16 protein-coding genes and 4 pseudogenes are annotated in these 17,342 nt (G+C 58.3%); 10 read left to right on the top strand and 10 right to left on the bottom strand.

The window, feature by feature from the left end; genetic code table 11:
• Positions 1 to 517: 517 nt before the first annotated feature.
• Both NKJ55_RS27825 and NKJ55_RS27820 read right to left on the bottom strand, forming a co-directional pair.
• Positions 518 to 3,067 carry a tetratricopeptide repeat protein gene (locus NKJ55_RS27825; RefSeq protein WP_352452659.1) on the bottom strand — a complete coding sequence of 850 codons (2,550 nt, stop codon included), beginning with the start codon at positions 3,065 to 3,067 and terminating at the stop codon, positions 518 to 520.
• A gap of 404 nt (positions 3,068 to 3,471) precedes the next feature.
• Positions 3,472 to 4,452, bottom strand: a pseudogene (locus NKJ55_RS27820) (class I SAM-dependent methyltransferase).
• A gap of 934 nt (positions 4,453 to 5,386) precedes the next feature.
• On the opposite strand from NKJ55_RS27820, the pseudogene NKJ55_RS27815 reads away from it, so the two are divergent.
• Positions 5,387 to 5,619, top strand: a pseudogene (locus NKJ55_RS27815) (aminoglycoside adenylyltransferase domain-containing protein); the annotation flags it as partial.
• Positions 5,620 to 5,652: 33 nt separating this feature from the next.
• Positions 5,653 to 5,872 (top strand): annotated as a pseudogene (locus NKJ55_RS27810) (transposase); the annotation flags it as partial.
• A 141-nt stretch (positions 5,873 to 6,013) separates the two neighbouring features.
• On the opposite strand, the gene NKJ55_RS27800 reads toward NKJ55_RS27810, so the two are convergent.
• Positions 6,014 to 6,220: a hypothetical protein gene (locus tag NKJ55_RS27800; RefSeq protein WP_352452689.1), complete on the bottom strand. Its 207-nt coding sequence runs from the start codon at positions 6,218 to 6,220 to the stop codon at positions 6,014 to 6,016.
• 239 nt (positions 6,221 to 6,459) lie between these two features.
• Positions 6,460 to 6,699 carry a hypothetical protein gene (locus NKJ55_RS27795; protein ID WP_352452658.1) on the bottom strand — a complete coding sequence of 80 codons (240 nt, stop codon included), beginning with the start codon at positions 6,697 to 6,699 and terminating at the stop codon, positions 6,460 to 6,462.
• Between the two features lie 334 nt (positions 6,700 to 7,033).
• Between NKJ55_RS27795 and NKJ55_RS27790 the strand changes: the two genes are divergently transcribed.
• Both NKJ55_RS27790 and NKJ55_RS27785 read left to right on the top strand, forming a co-directional pair.
• Positions 7,034 to 7,246 carry a DUF982 domain-containing protein gene (locus NKJ55_RS27790; protein ID WP_352452657.1) on the top strand — a complete coding sequence of 71 codons (213 nt, stop codon included), beginning with the start codon at positions 7,034 to 7,036 and terminating at the stop codon, positions 7,244 to 7,246.
• A 706-nt stretch (positions 7,247 to 7,952) separates the two neighbouring features.
• The gene (locus tag NKJ55_RS27785) at positions 7,953 to 8,171 is read left to right on the top strand and encodes a hypothetical protein (protein ID WP_352452656.1); all 219 of its coding nucleotides are present in this window, start codon (positions 7,953 to 7,955) and stop codon (positions 8,169 to 8,171) included.
• Between the two features lie 564 nt (positions 8,172 to 8,735).
• Here the strand turns inward: NKJ55_RS27785 and NKJ55_RS27780 are convergent.
• The 4 genes and pseudogenes from NKJ55_RS27780 to NKJ55_RS27765 all read right to left on the bottom strand — a co-directional run bounded on the left by NKJ55_RS27780 (position 8,736) and on the right by NKJ55_RS27765 (position 11,663).
• Positions 8,736 to 9,053, bottom strand: a complete 318-nt coding sequence (locus tag NKJ55_RS27780) for a hypothetical protein (RefSeq protein ID WP_352452655.1) — start codon at positions 9,051 to 9,053, stop codon at positions 8,736 to 8,738.
• A gap of 933 nt (positions 9,054 to 9,986) precedes the next feature.
• Positions 9,987 to 10,667, bottom strand: coding sequence for an outer membrane protein (locus NKJ55_RS27775; RefSeq protein ID WP_352452654.1), 681 nt, complete (start codon positions 10,665 to 10,667; stop codon positions 9,987 to 9,989).
• 557 nt (positions 10,668 to 11,224) lie between these two features.
• Positions 11,225 to 11,379, bottom strand: a pseudogene (locus tag NKJ55_RS27770) (IS5/IS1182 family transposase); the annotation flags it as partial.
• Positions 11,343 to 11,663: a hypothetical protein gene (locus NKJ55_RS27765; protein WP_352452688.1), complete on the bottom strand. Its 321-nt coding sequence runs from the start codon at positions 11,661 to 11,663 to the stop codon at positions 11,343 to 11,345. The pseudogene NKJ55_RS27770 and the gene NKJ55_RS27765, both read right to left, overlap by 37 nt.
• 717 nt (positions 11,664 to 12,380) lie before the next feature.
• On the opposite strand from NKJ55_RS27765, the gene NKJ55_RS35680 reads away from it, so the two are divergent.
• The 3 genes from NKJ55_RS35680 to NKJ55_RS27755 all read left to right on the top strand — a co-directional run bounded on the left by NKJ55_RS35680 (position 12,381) and on the right by NKJ55_RS27755 (position 14,376).
• A complete protein-coding gene (locus tag NKJ55_RS35680) occupies positions 12,381 to 12,503 on the top strand; it encodes a sunset domain-containing protein (protein ID WP_502904520.1) in 123 nt (40 codons plus the stop codon).
• A 361-nt stretch (positions 12,504 to 12,864) separates the two neighbouring features.
• Positions 12,865 to 14,181, top strand: a complete 1,317-nt coding sequence (locus NKJ55_RS27760; protein ID WP_352452653.1) for a site-specific integrase — start codon at positions 12,865 to 12,867, stop codon at positions 14,179 to 14,181.
• A gap of 12 nt (positions 14,182 to 14,193) precedes the next feature.
• On the top strand, positions 14,194 to 14,376 hold the full coding sequence (locus tag NKJ55_RS27755) for a hypothetical protein (protein ID WP_352452652.1): 183 nt from the start codon (positions 14,194 to 14,196) through the stop codon (positions 14,374 to 14,376).
• A gap of 16 nt (positions 14,377 to 14,392) precedes the next feature.
• Here the strand turns inward: NKJ55_RS27755 and NKJ55_RS27750 are convergent, their stop codons facing one another.
• Both NKJ55_RS27750 and NKJ55_RS27745 read right to left on the bottom strand, forming a co-directional pair.
• Entirely contained in the window at positions 14,393 to 14,998 is a 606-nt protein-coding gene (locus NKJ55_RS27750) for a hypothetical protein (RefSeq protein ID WP_352452651.1), read from the bottom strand.
• Positions 14,999 to 15,019: 21 nt separating this feature from the next.
• The gene (locus NKJ55_RS27745; RefSeq protein WP_352452685.1) at positions 15,020 to 15,133 is read right to left on the bottom strand and encodes a hypothetical protein; all 114 of its coding nucleotides are present in this window, start codon (positions 15,131 to 15,133) and stop codon (positions 15,020 to 15,022) included.
• Between the two features lie 166 nt (positions 15,134 to 15,299).
• Between NKJ55_RS27745 and NKJ55_RS27740 the strand changes: the two genes are divergently transcribed.
• The 3 genes from NKJ55_RS27740 (at position 15,300) to tnpB (ending at position 17,338) form a co-directional block, all read left to right on the top strand.
• Positions 15,300 to 16,442, top strand: a complete 1,143-nt coding sequence (locus NKJ55_RS27740) for a hypothetical protein (protein WP_352452650.1) — start codon at positions 15,300 to 15,302, stop codon at positions 16,440 to 16,442.
• Positions 16,443 to 16,790: 348 nt separating this feature from the next.
• Positions 16,791 to 17,144 carry an IS66-like element accessory protein TnpA gene (tnpA, locus tag NKJ55_RS27735; protein WP_352452649.1) on the top strand — a complete coding sequence of 118 codons (354 nt, stop codon included), beginning with the start codon at positions 16,791 to 16,793 and terminating at the stop codon, positions 17,142 to 17,144.
• Complete coding sequence (tnpB, locus tag NKJ55_RS27730; protein ID WP_352452648.1) at positions 17,141 to 17,338, top strand: IS66 family insertion sequence element accessory protein TnpB; 198 nt, start codon at positions 17,141 to 17,143, stop codon at positions 17,336 to 17,338. The genes tnpA and tnpB overlap by 4 nt, the downstream gene beginning before the upstream one ends.
• Positions 17,339 to 17,342: the final 4 nt, after the last annotated feature.

Raw genomic sequence — 17,342 nt, 5'->3', positions numbered from 1 at the left:
GCGGGTTTGTACATGAGGCGCCTTGCGCCCGGCAGCAGCCTTGGGGCCGGAAGCGGATTGGCAGGTTCAAGCCTCGAATTTTAAAGGAGCGGACACAAGTCGGCGCGAACATCGTCGTGGCATGAACCCAAACCGGCATACAGCGGATTCCCCGCTCTGAGATCACTCAAGACTCCAGAAAGTCCTTAATAGGTCAGCTGATCGATGGCAGGTTCACGTCCAAATCGTGCATATCAATCGCTCCCATGCCGCTCCAGTCGGTGTCGGTCGGAGAGAATCATCCAGTGAAGAGAAGGGGCGAGTTTGTGCAAGATGACCTGCCACGGGTAATTCGCGCGAGACAGGAAAGCTGGTGGCAGCAGCGGAATCGGCCGATTGCCCTGAGGTAAGCCCTTTCACCAAGGTCGCTCGAGAATCGGCCTTCCGGATAACCTCGACATGATCATCGCGTTCAAAAACAACGCCAATGCACCTGGTGCTCGAGCCAAGGTTGCTAGCAAATACCCTGCGGCTGAGCTCAAATCAACGCAACCCCTTCCGCCCAGGTCCGGCCCGTCTGATCGGAATGAATGTCGTAGCAAACGGTCCGACCCTCGCACATGTCCGTCCACAGTGTTGCAGTCACCGCACCGCGACTGACATATGTATCGACGCCAAACGTGTCGCGGAGAAAGCCGAACTTGTCGGTCCTACCTTGCGGCTTCATTTGGCCCGACCGGTCGCGGATGACTTCGGTGCCTGCCCCATCGCCATTCTCGGTGGCGATGTAGCGAGGAGAGAGGTTGCGTATGAAGTAGGCTGTGCTCTCCAGTAATTCGGAATTCGTAGAGATCGGAAGCAGCTTTAGGGTACCGATTATCTTTTGTGCCTTTGAGAGATGATCTATCATGAGGTTATCCACTACCTCAGGCTTGATCGTCTTCAAGAAGTCGTGGAGTCGCTCCACTGCATCGAGCGCACCGCGTGGATCACTGGTAGAGAGTAGATGGTCGGCCTGGCGCACATGCAATTGGGCTTGCAGATCGTTGACAATGATCTCGTCGCGGAACGTCTTGAAGCCTGCTTGCCATGCGGCATCGATGTGCCGCTGTGCCCTTTCGAAGTCGTAGAGAAACATATTTGCGCGCGAGACCTCGCGCAACACCGTCGTTTCGTTCGGGTCAACTACAAGCGCGGCGTCAAATTGATCCCGCGCCGCGGGGTAGTCCCCGTAGCTCCGCATCAGAAAACCGCCGTAGAAAAAGTGCAGCTGAGGTTGCTTGTCAGCGATATCGAAAGCCGCCTCATAGGCTCCCGAAGCACCTGTTACATCACCTTGTCGATAGTAAATGAAAGCCAAAACACGATATACCTCAAAGTAATCCGGAGATGATATTTTCAGTTCATTGATGATATCATGCGCCTCGTCGAAGCGCGACTTCAGTGCTAAGCTCACCGCATGCCTCAGCCGTCGCGTCGCAATCGCTTCGGACTGTGTGCGCACCACGAAAGACCGAGGGTCATACCTGTTACGCTGCGCTGCGCCGCGCTCCTCCTGAAATGCGCCGCTGACACCACGGAACCTAGCAAGGATCCCGTCCGCGTCTTGTGGTGTGAGCTTCAGCACGCGCGCGATGTACGATCTCGCGAACGGTTTGAGGCGGTAAAGCCGCTCGTATTCCGACGAGTCCGTCTTTTCGATCAGGCCGAAGCGCATGAGCTCGGCAAGACCTTCCTCGACCCGTGCAGGTTGAAGGAAGGAGATGTGCTGGAGAATGGTCGCGGAGATCGCTTGAGGTACAACCGCCATGATGGAGAGGACTGTACGCGAGCTATCACAAACCCGCTCAAACACATTCTCCATGCAGAACTTGAGCGCGATCTGCGGGTTAGCTGTAATCTGGGCCGGATCCAGTCCGGTGGACACGCCGATCGCGAACCACTTCACGAGCAGGGGCTTGTGTGCAAGCCGACTTAGGTGCCGACGCAGGGTCTGCTCCGATAGCTTACGTAACGCAGTAATGTCGTATGCCTCGATCAGACGGCGAAGATATGTCAGCGATTCGCCCTCGGAGAACGCAGGGACCTTAACTGAAAGGTCTCCTCCAAGCGGGACACGCGAGGTGAATACGATCTTGCTTTCCCCGGGCACGTCGGCCGCGAAATCGACCAATGTCTCATCGAGAACTGTTTCAAGATTGTCGATCACCAAAAGGACCTTGTTCTGTGCGAGCAGCCGCGTGACCCGATCGATAGGCGAATCTTCACCTGCCTCAAACTGTTCTGCCACCTCTTCGAACAGCCCCAGCGACGAAGTTATGGCGCCTTCGATACGCTCAATTTCATTGGTGGTCAGGCGATTGGCCTTAGCGGAAACCCATACGAAGGCATCAAAATCGTGGTCGTTAGTTTGCAGAAGCCCATAAAGGGTCTGGAGCGTAAGAGCTGTCTTGCCATCCCCGCCGTCCCCCAAAACGGTGACGACGGGATGGCGTCCAAGGATCTTTTTCTTTAGCTCCTTCTCCAAAGCTTTTCGCGGCTGGAAACCGGTATCGTCGTAATCCGGCACGGGAAGGTTGTTAAGCACCTCTCCAGTGATAGGCTCGTCCCACAGCGAAACCGAGACCGACAGTAGCGCGTTGGGATCCTGTCCATATTCTTTGTAGGTCGAGTACAGGGTCGGCCAATAGCTGGGCGCCGACAGGAAGTTGTGCGCGATAGAGAAGCCGACGGAATACTCTTCCGTCGTCAACGGTCGCCCGTGCATCGTAGAGTTTCTAATAGGGATCGCCTTCTCGAAGGCGCTCCGGTTCTTCAAATAGTATTCAGCCGAGACTTCATCGAGTCGATCCTTGTGACGAAGCAGGATCGAATATTTGTCGCCAAGATCCAGACCATGCAGCAGGTCGTGATCGCCTCCGGCAACGTCTTCGCCGCGGGTCAGCAGGCGCAGCTTGGATTTCTCGCGCTCCTCGGGAGTCAGTATCTCAGCGGTATCCAAACCGCAGACGCTCCGAATGCGCGATACGAGGTCCCGCTCGATCGCATCGAAAAAGATGAATAATGCTACACGCTGATAGCTAGCCATTCTCCCCCCATAGATCCCACATTTCGCAGACAGCGCCGCCTTTGCGAACCGCAATTACGATCAAGAATCCTTCATCCCACGAATCCTCGCTGCGCACCAACAGTCTGGCACCTGGGGAGGTCGAGAACAATGAACGAAGGATAGTGCTTTCGGCACCGCCGCCGGACTCGTAGTGCCACGGCTGCTTTCAGGAATCGCTGCAGACCGCCTGAGTGACTGATATAGGCGCAAAGCTGTCATTCGTGGCCGACCGCTTTGATCTGCGGACTTGTCGATTGGTTGCACTGGCGCTTCCGTCGGACGAAGATTGACCGGCGGGATGAGTGGGCGTGGCTGTCTGTTGTCATCCGAGTCCTGCAGGGCGAGCTAACCAGCGGACCGGGCCCACGGTGTAGATAGCGAAACTACGCACTCGTCTGCATCGAGCTCAGTAGGCGTCGCTCATCTTCAACAATATAATCGCGGATGATCGGGACATCGTCACGGCGAGCCGAGATCAGCATCTGGAAGACAAAATTTGAACCGTTTAGGAAACCGAGTTCGGCCGACGCCAGATAGAAATCCCACATACGGCAGAATCGTTCGCCCATCATGGCGACTGCCTCCTCGCGCCTGGCCTCATAACCGAGACGCCAATCGTGGATCGTCCAGTAATAGTGCAGCCGCAAATTTTCGCAGTCGGCGCACCAGATCCCCGTGCGCTACGGCGCAGTCGTGCCAGGCGGTGACATGCGTCCGATGGCATGAACCAATGCGAAGCCGCCCTCCTTCAACAATCTACTGATGATCGTGAAATAGCTGTCGAAATGAACGACGCCCACGTGCTCCATCATTCCGATCGAGACAACACGGTCGAACTGCCCGCTGACCTCGCGATAGTCGACCTCGCGAAAATCGATCTGATGAGCGACCCCGGCCTCGATCGCTCGAAGCCGAGACGCCGCCAATTGCTCCGTCGAAACGTTGATCGCCGTGACCTTCACGTCGCAATACTTGGCGAGATAGATGGCGAGAGCGCCCCAGCCTGAGCCGATTTCCATCACATGCATGCCCGGCTCTAGCTTGAGCTTCGCGGCAATGTGGCGATGCTTGTCCATCTGCGCTTGCTGCAGACTGTTGTCCGGTGCCGTGTAATAGGCGCACGAATAGGTCATTGTCTCGTCGAGCCATAGCTCATAAAATTTCGTCGGGATGTCGTAGTGATGCTGAACGTTTTTGGCGGCGAGACCGAGCTTGTTGTTCTGCTGGCGCCGGCGCAACGCACGCCAGACTTTCCGCAACACCTTCTGAACAGGGTGGGCTGCCAACCCAGTGCGGTTGACGGAAAAAAGTGACAAAAGGTCAAGTGCTTTGCCACCGTTCTCGATCACCAAGCGGCCATCCATGTAGGCTTCGGCCGCTTTCAGTTCCGGATTGAAGAAGATCTCGCGTTCGACCGCTTTGTCGGTTAGGCGGATCGTCACGTCGGGCCATCCTGTCCACTGCCGAAGGCTTGCCTGAAACCGTTCTCGAATATGACAGTCAGGCGCCCGTTTTTTACAAAACGGGAGAGCAGATTTGGCAGCAGACGCATTGTGGCTCGTTTTCTCCTCACTTGCCCCGTAAGTATGACTACCCGATGTCGGTACATCAATACCGATCTGGGGGCGGAGAGGGATCGGACTACAGAAGTCTCCTCCCAATGCCGAAGTAGCGACCCATCCGGGCAGCCTTTCCCGCGATCAGTCGCATAAATGGCAGTGTGGAATGCGCAAAGCAGCAAGAGGAGTGGGGCCCCGTTCATAACGCGTAAGCCCCGCTAACATCGGCTGAGTCCGCAATTCAGCTAATCCGGCCGTGCTTCCGATGCGACGGCGTCCAGGAGCAGGGTAACCTCGACATTGACGTTGGTAATGGCTTGCGAGTGAAGGGCTGATTGGCCCAATCGGCGATGGAGACTACCAATGGGTAGTCCTCAACCGGCACCTCATGGATCTTGATCGACGTTCCCGTACGATTCCAGCAGCAGAAGCAGAGGAGTCATCCCCCCGTCCGATTTGCTCGCGATCGCGACAATTCGCTGAACATCCGCATGGCTGTCAGGCGAACATTGAAGAGTATTCGGGCTCCAGATTTATCGGCGCAGTCGCCTGCTACGCAATCGAAGCTGGCCGCTGGAAAATCTGCAGCTTGGACAATCATCTCGATCAAAACCGTTTCAATTTGTGGCGTGCTACCCATCCAGCAACGTAGTCGGGAGACTCCCGCATAAATCAAGCAGGCGTCGTGGCGTATCCCCGGAGATCATCGGCACAGGCGGTCGGGCAATGAGTTTTTGTGTGGTTAGGGGAAGCATTCGAAGCAGGCGAGATTCTACAGCTTGTCTTGGACCCTGAACTCACTCTGGTGTTGGCGCAGGCCCGGCAAGAAGCTCGCCCCTTGCTCGGCCCGACCGCAACCAAGAGCTTCTGCCGGAAATCCCTGCGGAGCACGTTCGCCGCGCAATGTGCGATGCATTTCCTTCACTGCTCGATAAGGTGACAGGTGACGAACGAAACGTCCTACTGACACTCCACATCGGGCCGGATTCTGATTCAGGGCTCTCCATGAGCCGATATGGTCTGACAGACCTTGAATGGTGATCGAGCCGCTGCTACCCAACAAGCCAGAGGTGTGCCGCGTGTTGATGATCGGCGCGTGCTGAACGGCATCTTCTGTGTGCTGCGCTCCGGTGCCCCATGGCGCGACCTGCCTCATGGCTATGGCCCGCGCACCACGTGTTGCAACCGCTTCGTCCGATGGCGAAAAGCAGGTGTGTGGCTGCGCAGTAATGAGTCTACGGCCTAAGGTTTGCGGAGCCTCACGCCGGCGCCGGCGCCGTTCTCCGGGATGAACTCGACGCCGGCGGCCTAGAGGGCGATGCGCAAGGCAGCAACGGTTCGCTCTTGCGCTCGCGACTCCCGACCCTCAGTTTGAGCAAACGTAGGTGTGTTCAAACTCCGGGCGCCAAATCTCGACGCTGGTTTTGATCTCGCAGGTCCGGCCAGTTTGAGCGAGGTACTGCAGGGCGACGGCTTTGTGCGCAGCAACCACCGGATCGAGCTTCACGAGCCCGACTGTTGCGCCACTGATGATCGCCGGAGCGGCAATAGTGCCTGGCGACGGTGTCGTCATGATCTTGCGAAGGTCCGGACGATCGAAGACCCAGAATGAACCGCCAACGGTCTGGGACGACGTGCTTGGGCGCGACAGAAGCGCTGTATGGTTTCAGCAAGTACCCGCTGTTCTGGCAACCGGCAATCACCAGAGCTGCGGCCAAAACCGCGATCATTCTTCCCCTGCCCATAGCGCTTTCCCCCATCGCCTTCGGATAGAAGCACAGGCTATTTCCCAGTCGATAGAACGGTTCGGCGTCAGCCGGGACAGGCCCCAAGCGCCTTGCAAATAAGCGAGACCAGTCTGTCGCGCGCCCGCTGGTGGAGAGCATCTTTTGGGCGCCGTGCAAGGAAGTCGTCGAGGCTCATCCAGTCAACGGGATTTGTGCCGGCGCCTAGCCGATTGATCTCCACATAGAGATGCAGCTCTTCAGGCAAGAAGACGACCCGCCACGTTCCGTTGGGGTCGCTGGCGAGGCTATGGGCAAGAACGGTCATGACGATCACTCCTCTTGCCCAGCTTCGCCGATCTGCACGCGAGATTTCCATCCCCAGAAATGAGTATTGACTTCCGTCTGCGGATGCCTGCGCCGGCAAGTGGCCCGTAGCGATAAGGACGGTTCTCGCTATTTGAGGACCGCAACGCGTTAGCGAGTCCAGTCTGAGCGATCAAGCCCGCGCTCTGGACGAGGTCCCATCCTCACAGAATGTTCGCCCACCGGGACAAACGTGACGCAACGGAACGGAGGGTTCACCCGTAAGGTCTTGGGAGGTTGCGAAAGGAGACCAGCATATGACCTGCGAACGAGACGTCGGCACGTTCGAAGAGCCCGTGACCGTTTTGCTGTCCTCGGGCAAAGTCAGTGTTTCGAGCACCCGCGAAGCCGCCGAAATGCTGCTTTACCGCTGGCCCATTGGAGAAACCGGCCGCCGCATCCAGGCTCGTATGGCATGCATGAAGGTGCTCGGCGGCGGCAGCGCACCGCAGGTAGCGCGCGTGGCATTTCTCAACGCCGCCAAGGAAGCGAAAATCCTGACTGCTTGACATCTCGTCAACGCGTGCCCCACCACTGTCCATCGTGCATCACTCTTGCAGCGGCCATTACATTTGTGCAAACATCGTGCGTCGATCATGCGGAGACGCCGAATGCTTGCGCGAGAAGGCTGGAGTATCTCCGGCCCCTGTTTCGAGGCAAGAGTTCGCACGCGCGGCCTCGTCGAGAAATTCCGCACGTATGGGCATGTGTGGGGCCCTGTCGGGCCGCGACATCTACTTAATGTCTATTTTAGACAGTCGCCGCGACCATAACTTTTGATAACAGGTCAGGGTCGCGGGATGCCGAGCCGCTTGAAATACCGAGTTACGTCCGGATGCTCGCGATCGTCCCGCCTCAACCGCGCAAGCGCGTCATCATCGCCGGCGAGCGCCATAGCCAAACCGGGAGCGCTTATTCTCCACGGAGCACCGGGCATTGTCTGGTTGTGAAGACGGTGCTTGATCACCAGCCGCCTGAGTGTGTCTTCGCTTACGTTGTAGTCGTACCTGAACAGATCAATGGCCCTCTGGACCGTGATCGCCTCTGCCCGTGGGATCTAGAGCGGCCGAAGCCGTTCGCCTGTTGCCGGCGCTGTTTTGACACGGCGCGCATTGGTCATTCGGCCCATCGCGCTTTTCTGCGGCCCGCCGTTTCGCCCGACATCAGGGAACGATATCGCCCCCCATGTATTAGAAACCCATGGACACGGACACTATGGAACCCTACGGCCACGGGATGGCGGCCGATCTTTTGACATCGGAAGTTGCCAATGCCAGGCAGCGCATCCACCGGACCGAGCTCGCGCTTCAACGCACTGAAGAAATGCTGGCGGAAAATCTCGCGCTGTGCAGCAGGATACGAACTGCGGTCGAGGCTGCAGACGGCTTGGTGAAGATCGATCCCGCCAGCTTTGAAGGATGTCGCGCGGGTTGAACTGGGCCGGCGTTTCATTCGCCTTGCGGCACCCTGCCGCAAGAGCCTGCCCGTTGGCATCACAGCGTGAGCAAACATTGGACAGAAGCATTCCAACGTTCACGATGTGCAACACCGACGCTAGATAGACACGAATCTTCAGTTCAAAGAGCGAGGATCAATGCTGCGGCAAACGAAGGGGGCACGGGGGGTCTTCGCGCGAGCCAGCCTATCCGATCTCCCGCTCAGAAATTTCTACCAAATATTCCGACCTCCTGATGGAACCCGTTCGTTGCGGGCGAGTTACGGATCATTGGGACGGACTTCCCGAACGTGACAACGAGCAACAAAGCAGACCATCAGTCTGTCTCCGAAGCGTTTCGGAAACTGATCCGTTCCGAAGGCTATCGTCATAACGTACAAACGTTCGTAAATCTGGCGGTCGAACCAGAACTGCCGCCAACCCTACAGTCATTACTTGCGGCTATTGATCGGGCCAAACAGGGGCCGACGGAAGAAGTCCCTTAGCGGGCTGGCTGAGCGTCAAAGCGAAAGAGTACAGAGGCTCGCTCCGTGCTTGGTTCTCTAATTCCCGCTCAGAAATTTCTGCCAAACATTCTTCTTGATTTTTCCCGACAGAAGACCATGAATGTCCCCTTGGGTTTCGTCGAGCCCATCCTGTGCCGGCTCCACCATAGTTTCAGACGTCACCTCGTCGCCTGGCACGTCATGCGTCTCGGCGTCATCGGGATTGGCGTCTCGCGGGTTAAGATAACCCTGCGCGCCTTCCGTACGCGTTTCGGCGATGGTGTCGCGATCTCTTGCAGCACGGCAAGCGCTGCGGCTGGATCTTTTTTTGGCCGGCCAGTGCACCGCACGCATGCCGCCGGTTTCGGTATTCATGTTGAGAATTCCCCAGGTTTGAATTCCGGCTGGCAGGCCGGGTAGTCCCATGATGCGATGCGCGGAGCGGGTAAAGAATAAATCCGAAGGAGGCTTGGTGCGCTCGAGGCGCGGTTCCGGCGAGGCCGGTCTTCATCTTCCCCAACGCAGCAAAGGTCGCTCTGTCACGCTATATACGGGTGAGAGGCAAAAAAGCAGGTTTGATTTTCGGAGAAATCAAAGGCAATCAAAAAAATTGCACGTGAGGGGATGCGGGTGCGCCGGAATCGCATCTGGCAGAGAATGGGATGCCCCCACCCTAAAAACTTTCTTATCCAGAATTAGCATCGCTGTTGGGCCGAGCTGGTGCGCGTATCGGCCTCACTAGCGATTGCAGTACCCCTTGCGCGCTTGCGCGCACGCGGGGGAATTCCTGTATAAGCGATAACAGTCGACTTGGCGACCGGTCCTTACTGTCGTCCAGGTCGGCGACCACCCCTATGCCACCTTTCTATCTCGCGGTCTCGCTCGTTATTAATCTTGCCCTTCGTGGGAGGGCTGTGTGGTGTTGGAAACAGGTGAGCAGGAATATTATCGGCAGCTTGGCGGCATGAAGAAATCTTAAAAAATGCATTCCGAGATACGTTTCTGGATGTGAAGCCAACGACAATCTTCAATGATTCGTATAGAATCGCGTGTTGTGAACGCGTAGTTGAGGAGCCCCCGAAATGAACGCAAAGCTCAAAAGCAAGCCCGTCGCAAGGTAATTCTTCATGGATATCTTAGTAAAGAACCGTTGAAAGATATTGCGACCAAGATCGGATGCTCACTGGCGAGTTTAAGAGTCAGCGCCAGTAAACTCGGTTGCACTCGAACCCCGACGGAGGCGGCGGAATTTCGCGGGGCTTTCATATGCCGGAACGGCGTAAGAACTGCATTCAAGGCGCTGCTCAATCAGAACTTATAGGCGATGCCGATCCTGACCTCGTTTAGCTTGATTTTTTCGTGCTCTTCCCAGCCTGGATCAGTGTTGTCGGTAGCCGTGGTGATCTTGCCCAGGTCGGTGTAACGATATTCGACCTTGCCGAACCAATTACTGCTGAAGGCGTAGTCGACGCCAGCACCAATCGTCCAGCCAGCCTTGACTTGCGACTCGGAATCCGTTGCTCCGCCATCTTCGAACTTCGTGCGGATATGCGCTACCGCCAAGCCACCGGTGACATAGGGCAGCCAGTTGTCGAAGGCATAGCCCAAGCGCCCGCGCAATGAGCCTTGGGCGTTGATACGGGTGTTGTCGTCAGTGCCGAATGGCCAGTCCGGGTTGTGGCCGATAATCCCGGAGGCCTGGACGTCACCTTCAATGCCGCCGATAACGCTGCCCCACTGCATATTGTAGCCGGCAAAAACACCACCGGTCACGCCCCGCATCTTGAATTTATCCGAGTAATCGGTGGACCCGTCAGCGAGGTTTTCGTCTTGGATGTGGTCTCTCCCCCAGGCGTAACCGATCTGGCCGCCGACATAGCCGCCCGTCCAATCATACGTGGAAGCAACTGGAAGCTCTTGGACCACATCTGCCGCCATCGCCGACGTGAGCGTTGCGCCGAGAATTGCGGCTGCCAAAACAAATTTCATTTCTGTGTCCCCACCAGCCCGACGGAATGCAACCGACAAGCCGGAGCGCGCAATCTCACCGTGTGTTGCAGACAAGCAACAAGCGGTGGGCCGGAGCGGCCAAGAGGACAACCGCGGAAGGGCCAAGCTACCACCAACGGCAGCACCGCGGGACGGTATTGGGCCGGGCCGCTGGTTTGTCCCGATCGGAATCGTCGCCGGCCCCCGACCAGCAGATGCACTCTTCCTGCACAGCGGAAGCATCGTCGGGCGGATCGGGAGGGAAGGGGCTTGCTCGCGGTCGGGAGTGCTGCACAGCTCGACCAGGCCGAAATTGAGGTTTGACAATTTCGAAGAAAATCCAGCAGAATCAACGGACCATTTCGAGTAGGTTTGACACTGTAACCCTTTGATATGTCGCAGGTATTCTAAGACCTCCGAGCATGCCATAAAGCATGTGGATATCGCACTGCAATCGCGACAGTGAGGCCGTAGGAGAGTCAGGACCGATGACCTCGACACCAACCGTGCCCGTTGAACTCGACAGGTTGATCAACGACTTTTCGCGGCAGCCAGATCAGTTGTTCGCCTGCTGGGCAACGATAGGTGTCGGTTTCAGGCTGATAGATGAAGTCCTGCTTGCCAAAGCGCCCGTCCGCCTTCGCCCTGAGGTTAAAGGCTTGAGCACGATCGGCGTCACGCCAGCGGCTTCGCAGGCAACGATCTCCTCACCCACAGCGCCTTTACATGGCGCAACGCGAGCCGATGTTTGATATAATTGTCATGATCTTTGACGAGGATTGTCTCGATAGCCTCCACATCGCTGACCAGAAGAGCGGGCCATCCGGCAAGATTGAGCCAAACATCGCCATATCGACGTGCGGTTTCAGTGATGAAACCGAGCTCGTCTCTGCCGAAAGCGACCAGATCTCCGAGGAAAGGCAAGCCTTTCGGCCCGGGCGGTCGAAGCGAACGGGAAGATCCAACGCGGCTCTGGAGAGGGCTGGAGAGGACCATGCGATCCGCCTAACTTTTCAATAGTCGAAGCCCTTTACCGGAAGCATGTGCCTACCGTCCTGAAAGGTCAAATCAAGAAAGGCCGGTGTGTCTACAAGCCCGGCGGTCTGGCCCGGTGGCGAAGAACAGGCTGGTCAGGCCTTCGACCTCGGTCGAAATGGACTTTCTAAGTTGAACGCATCCGGAGAAATCTTCGGTGACGAAGCCAGAGTGGTATGATGGACAGAGAGTTAGAAGGACCTAGGCGGCACGTATAGGCAGATTGTGCTGTCGGGGCCAGGTTGCACTTCACGATGCCGGTTTGCCGTTGCTTTTTGGGTATGGCACCAATGGAAACGCATGTCGTGTGATCGACGCACCCTGTTGTCCGCGTAAGGCAGCAACTCACCGGAGGGCATTTTGAAGCCCTTCCTTGTTTCGCGCACCGCGCCATCTGGGATCGGCTCACAATGCTCGTCTTGGCAGCACTGCTTTTCATACCAGATGTCATGGGCCGATGCCGCCGGCATCCCGAAAGTGCAGGCGGTGGCTAAGATAGTGCCCAACCCGAGGGCGCTGCCGTCCCTTCTCAATAGCCGGATCATTAACTACATTAGGCTTATCTTATATAACGGCGCAAGCAGAGCTGCAGCTGTGGGCGGCGCGTTGGCCTTTGCTCTTCGCCACGGGGAACAGCGGGTGCAAGATTAAAGACAACATCCAGCCGAAGGCGAGCGCATCTATCACCGGTCAGGGCAAAAATTCTACGACGCGACCCGGATTTCGGAATCAAAAGGCGAACGGTGGTTTTGCTCAGAAGCAGATGCCCGTTCGGCGGGGTGGCGAAGATCGAAGCGATAGGAATTTCGGGCAGGGGAAGCCGCTGTGCGTAAGTCCATAGTCGTGTGGACGATATGCGAATGGCGTGGGGCGTGGGGGAACTATGAAGCAATCAGTGATTAGCCTGGTTACGGCTCTGATCTGGCGACGAATTCGAAACGGTCAGAACGGCTTTTAGGGGCTGCGCGTCGGGGCGTGGGGGGCGCTCCTGGAGCATGGTCCTCGGGGTCTAACCCAGAAGCAACGTTTCGCACTCGCGGGGGAATACGCCAAGGCCTTCCTGGCGGCACATGAGGAAGAGCCGTTTTACGCTCCTCCAAGTCTCCCCGTCTCTGAGGCCCGTGCGGACGATGGCGGGGTGCTGGCTAGGGCGGCGGCCTCAATGCCTCCCAGCGAACTGGCCGAGCTTCGGGGCGCTCTTCTGGCCTACTTCAAGGCCGGGGAGGATGAGCGGGTCAGGTTGGCCCTCTCCCTATTCATCAAGTTCCCAGCACTCCAGGCGAGCCTGGGGCCAGACTTTGTGATGGCTCTGGAAGGAATGCATGGGGCTGACGCTGATGCGGCCCTCGCGGCTCGTGGGCTCCTGGTTACGGAGGAGGCGCGGCGTCTCCTGACCTTCGAACTAGTGGACATGATGGGGGCTGCTCGGCGGGGCCTAGTGGCGCGGAGCGGCGGCGACTACAGGCCGGTGCCTGAGCTTGAGGGCTCTCCCGCCTTCGTCCTGGAGTCAGTGCCCGTAGGGGCCGCGCAAGGCCGGCCCGTGGTCACATTCGCCACGATCATCGATGCTCAAGCCACCAAGCGGAGTGCGGGGCAGGGCTCCAAGTCGATGCCGGAGAAATCGGTCAAAAAGTACAAGCGGATAGCGGAGTCCTTTGCTCGCCACCGGGGCTCATCCAACGCGGCGACCGTGACAGTGCACGAGGTCGAGGCCTGGGCGGATGCGATGCTGAAGGCGGGAGAGCCCTCCAATCGGTCCATAGCGGACAGGCTCGTCAACCTTGGGACCATCATCAACTGGGGCAAGCGCTTGAGGCAGTACCGGGAGGCCATGGCGGCGGCGGAGACGGTGTCGGGCAAGGTGGAGCTGCCAAGCTATATGGAGAAGCCTGGCGGGGAGACCGCGTATAGGCTTGAGGAGGCCCGCACGGTTCTAAAGGCAGCACGGAGGGAGACCGACTCAAGCAAGCGCTGGTTGCCCTGGCTGTGCCTCTATGCAGGCCTGCGGATAAGCGAGGCGAACACTCTGAGGAAGGCTGACTTCTTTGAGGCGGAGGGATCGTGGTTCCTCAAGGTGACAAGCGCCGGTAAGCGCTCCCTCAAGACGGCTAGCAGCGAACGGCGCATTCCTGTCCATCCGGCCCTGGAGGCTGAGGGTTTCCTTGAGTGGGTGAGGGCGGCTCCTTCTGGCCAGCTATTCAGGGACGGCGCAACGTCGCTCATTGGGCGGTGGGTGAAGAGCAAGGCGGTGGGCCTGGTCCGGCCTGGGGTCGCTCCTAATCACGGGCTGCGCCACCTCTTCGTTGACCTTTGCCGGCGCTACGGAGTGGAGGACAGTGCTCGGGAGTATATGGCGGGTCACTCGTCCCCCTCGGTTCACGTCAAGTACGGCTCCTCAGATGCCATGTTGCCTGGCCTGGCGGCGGAGATGCTCAAGATTGTGCCGGTGCTTCCACCGCCTACCAACAGTGCCAATTGAGGGGGACTACGCATGGAAAAGTTTCTAGTGCCGGGTGCCATCATCGTCGCATCCATCATCGTCGCCACCACGTTCCGCGTTGAGATGCGGCCCCTGCTGGGGATGAGCGGTGAAAGCTACCTGATGCAGGACCGGTGGACGGGCGTGGTTTCGCGCTGTGGGACGTATGCGCGTGGTTGTGTCGCCCTCAGGTAGGCAGCCCCTGGGTTCGCTACTCCAAGGCGTCTCCAGTGAAGATGGAGCGGAGCAATGCAACCTCGCGGTCTCCAAGAGCCTTGGCAGGCCACGCATCGCCGGCTGTTATCGACAGTGCACTTAGAAGGCCTCCGGCAAGCAACAGGTCTTCGGAGAGTGCCTCCATGTCAGGGAGCGTCACGTAGGGCAGCTCCTTAGCCTTGCCCCGCCTTAGTTCGATTTGAATAGCCGGGAACGCCTCCCCGTCACGAAAATCCATCGTCCACTTGATGTCGGAGTGGGCAACGGCATTGCGGTATCGCTGACAGTCTTCTGCCCTGAGCAGCTTCTGGGCGAGCCTCTCGGCAACGGACGTATTGACCTCAAGCTCTGAGAACTTGGCGGCAAAGAGCTTGCGCCTCTCGCCGTAAGTGTGTGGCAAGCGCTCGCCCTCCGGCAGGGGCAGATGGCGGAGTAGCTGCTCAAGACGTACGTTGAAAGCGTTCTCGAACATACCCCAGGAGATGATCGATTTGCCTATCTCCGTCGCAAACGCCTCGGAGGGTATGCCAAGGTAGATGTCGCCGCGTGTGCGCCGCCCAAGGTTGATGACTGGAGTGGTGAAGGAGACTGACTGCGGCACGGGACCATCCATACTCTGGGCTCACGGTTCGGTGGGGGCGATGGCCACCCGATCCAGCACCCTCATTACCTGAGTCGCGGACCACTTGCCTCCCCGGGAGGTCTTCGCCCCCATGTCGTTCATCGTGTCGGCGATGGCGGTGAGGGTGATTGGACATACCGACAGCGACCGTGCGAAGAACCTGGAACTAACCCAGCATGGCTAAGCGGGGCAGGACCCGGACAAGGCAAAGAGGGCGCTTGTGGAGGCCATGAAGTTACCCACTTAGCGATTGGTCAGGTTGGAGACGGAGAGGGCTGCTGTGGAAATCAGAGGGCTGGGCGAGCGCTTTGAGGCGCTCTGCGCGGAATTGTTTTTCGCTATTGGGTACCAGATTGCGCGGCAGTGGTCCCCGCTTACATCAGCATCGCAGACTGCGGATATCCATGCGAGCAAGAAGGAGGACAGCATTGTCATCGATACCAAGGTGGTGCCGGCGAACCCGCCCACCCTTCGTGAGTTGCGAGATGTTGTGGCGCGGTCCAAAGCAGTCCTTTCAAATGTCGATTCATCCAGCATGCATTACGTCCTGCTCAGCTGTAACGTCGAACCCGCCCACCGCGAATGGCTAGAGAGAGATTTCGAAATCGAGATATGGGACAGAGGGCAGATCGAGCGACAGCTAAGAAGGCTCCCGCCGAAACGCCTTGGACTGACTAAACGGTTTTCACAGTTCTTTGGGGAATTGGCCGCTGTAGAGAGGATTGGCGAAAGTGCTCGGCGTCTGGCGGAGAGGTCGAAGGCGACCGACTCCCGGTTCTCCGAGGACACTCCCGATTACCTTGAGTTCGGTGAGGCCGGGCTCGGCTTCTCCGAAGAAGGGCCGCTTGAGGGGGACGTCCTACGGGACAAGCTCAGGAGCATTCAGCCGGGACGAGAAGATGCTAAGGCGTACGAAGCGCTCCTACAGGAGATTGTGAACTATCTATTCGGCGATTATCTTGTCGATCCTCGCCCCCAAAGCCGCACCGAAGACGGACTGGATATTCTTGATCTTGTTTATCGGGTACGAGCTGGTCATCCCTTTTGGGATACGCTTACAAGAGACTTTCGGACCAGAGCCATCATATTCGAGTGCAAGAACTATTCCGATGGTATTACCCCAGGTCAGATTTACTCCACGGAACGCTATGTGAACGCTGCGGCCTTGCGTTCCGTTTGTTTCCTAGTAAGCCGCGCGGTGCCGCATGAAAATGCAGAGCTGGCAGCGTTCGGGGCAATGCGGGAAGGTGGGAAGTTGTTCGTGCTCTTACACGATGCTCACTTGGAAGAGATGTTGGCGATCCGTCAGACCCAACGCCAGCTTCAGGCCAAGGAGGGCTCGCCAGTACGCGACTTCGCCAATGATCCTTCGGAGATACTGGACCAAGCCATTTATGACTTTCTTACCCGTATGGGGCGCTAGACCGGACTCCCACAGAAGGTCGATCACGCGAACGCTCTAATTTACGTGGCAGCGGGCGGACTTCCCCCCTTGGGGTAGGGGCCACCCGTGAAAGCGCCTCGGCCTGCGGCCTCCACCCCCAGCGCCTCGGCCTGCGGCCTCCACCTCCAGCGCCTCGGCCTGCGGCCTCCACCTCCAGCGCCTCGGCCTGCGGCCTCCACCTCCAGCGCCTCGGCCTCACCCACAGCAAAAAGCCCCAGCGGCGACACTGGGGGTACGCCTCCGGCGAAGACCGCCTTGCGCGAGCATGGCACGGTAGCGAGGCTGCGCTCATAAGGTCGTCCTTACGAGCGTAGTTAGCAGCACAGCATGAGCCATGTGACGTTATTGACCGGGCCGGAGCGTCGGCGTCGTTGGAGTGAAGAGGATCAGTGCCGGATACTGGCCGCGGCATTCGCGCCCGGGTCCACAGTGGCGGCGGTAGCGCGTCAGTACGATGTCGCGACCAGCCTGATCTATAAGTGGCGGCGCACGATGAGAACCCGCGAGACGGGCTTTGCCGAAGTTGTCGTGGTTCCCGATGAGCCTGTCGCCGCTTCGGTGCCGGCGGCGCCACCAGCGGTGATCGAGCTGGAGATCGCCGGCAAGGTGCGGCTGCGGATTCCGCTGACCACGCCGCCGACACTGGCGGCGGCGATGGTGAAGGCGCTGGGCGTTTCATGATCCCGGTCCCGAGCCAGGTGCGGATCTGGTTGGCGGTCGGCCGAACCGATATGCGTCGCGGGATGCAAGGCCTCGCTCTGCAGGTTCAGGAGACGTTGGGCCGGGATCCGCATTTATGCGTCGGGCGAGATTATGTGGCGGAGCCTTCCTGGTGCCAGCCTAGGCCCGCCGGTCCGGATTTTTCCGCCACATAATATT

Origin of the sequence: Mesorhizobium sp. M0106 (genome assembly GCF_040322715.1) — a bacterium.
In the GTDB taxonomy this organism is placed as follows: domain Bacteria; phylum Pseudomonadota; class Alphaproteobacteria; order Rhizobiales; family Rhizobiaceae; genus Mesorhizobium.
This window is presented reverse-complemented; position numbering and strand designations above follow the sequence as displayed.

Excerpts from the sequence above, each read along its gene's own strand:
- NKJ55_RS27795 (WP_352452658.1), bottom strand. The coding sequence starts at position 6,699 with ATGACCGTTCTTGCCCATAGCCTCGCCAGCGACCCCAACGGAACGTGG.
- NKJ55_RS27765 (WP_352452688.1), bottom strand. The coding sequence starts at position 11,663 with ATGGTCCTCTCCAGCCCTCTCCAGAGCCGCGTTGGATCTTCCCGTTCG.
- tnpB (WP_352452648.1), top strand. The coding sequence starts at position 17,141 with ATGATCCCGGTCCCGAGCCAGGTGCGGATCTGGTTGGCGGTCGGCCGA.
- NKJ55_RS27760 (WP_352452653.1), top strand. The coding sequence starts at position 12,865 with ATGCCTCCCAGCGAACTGGCCGAGCTTCGGGGCGCTCTTCTGGCCTAC.
- NKJ55_RS27755 (WP_352452652.1), top strand. The coding sequence starts at position 14,194 with ATGGAAAAGTTTCTAGTGCCGGGTGCCATCATCGTCGCATCCATCATC.
- NKJ55_RS27775 (WP_352452654.1), bottom strand. The coding sequence starts at position 10,667 with ATGAAATTTGTTTTGGCAGCCGCAATTCTCGGCGCAACGCTCACGTCG.
- tnpA (WP_352452649.1), top strand. The coding sequence starts at position 16,791 with ATGAGCCATGTGACGTTATTGACCGGGCCGGAGCGTCGGCGTCGTTGG.
- NKJ55_RS27800 (WP_352452689.1), bottom strand. The coding sequence starts at position 6,220 with ATGACGACACCGTCGCCAGGCACTATTGCCGCTCCGGCGATCATCAGT.
- NKJ55_RS27825 (WP_352452659.1), bottom strand. The coding sequence starts at position 3,067 with ATGGCTAGCTATCAGCGTGTAGCATTATTCATCTTTTTCGATGCGATC.
- NKJ55_RS27780 (WP_352452655.1), bottom strand. The coding sequence starts at position 9,053 with ATGAATACCGAAACCGGCGGCATGCGTGCGGTGCACTGGCCGGCCAAA.
- NKJ55_RS27785 (WP_352452656.1), top strand. The coding sequence starts at position 7,953 with ATGGAACCCTACGGCCACGGGATGGCGGCCGATCTTTTGACATCGGAA.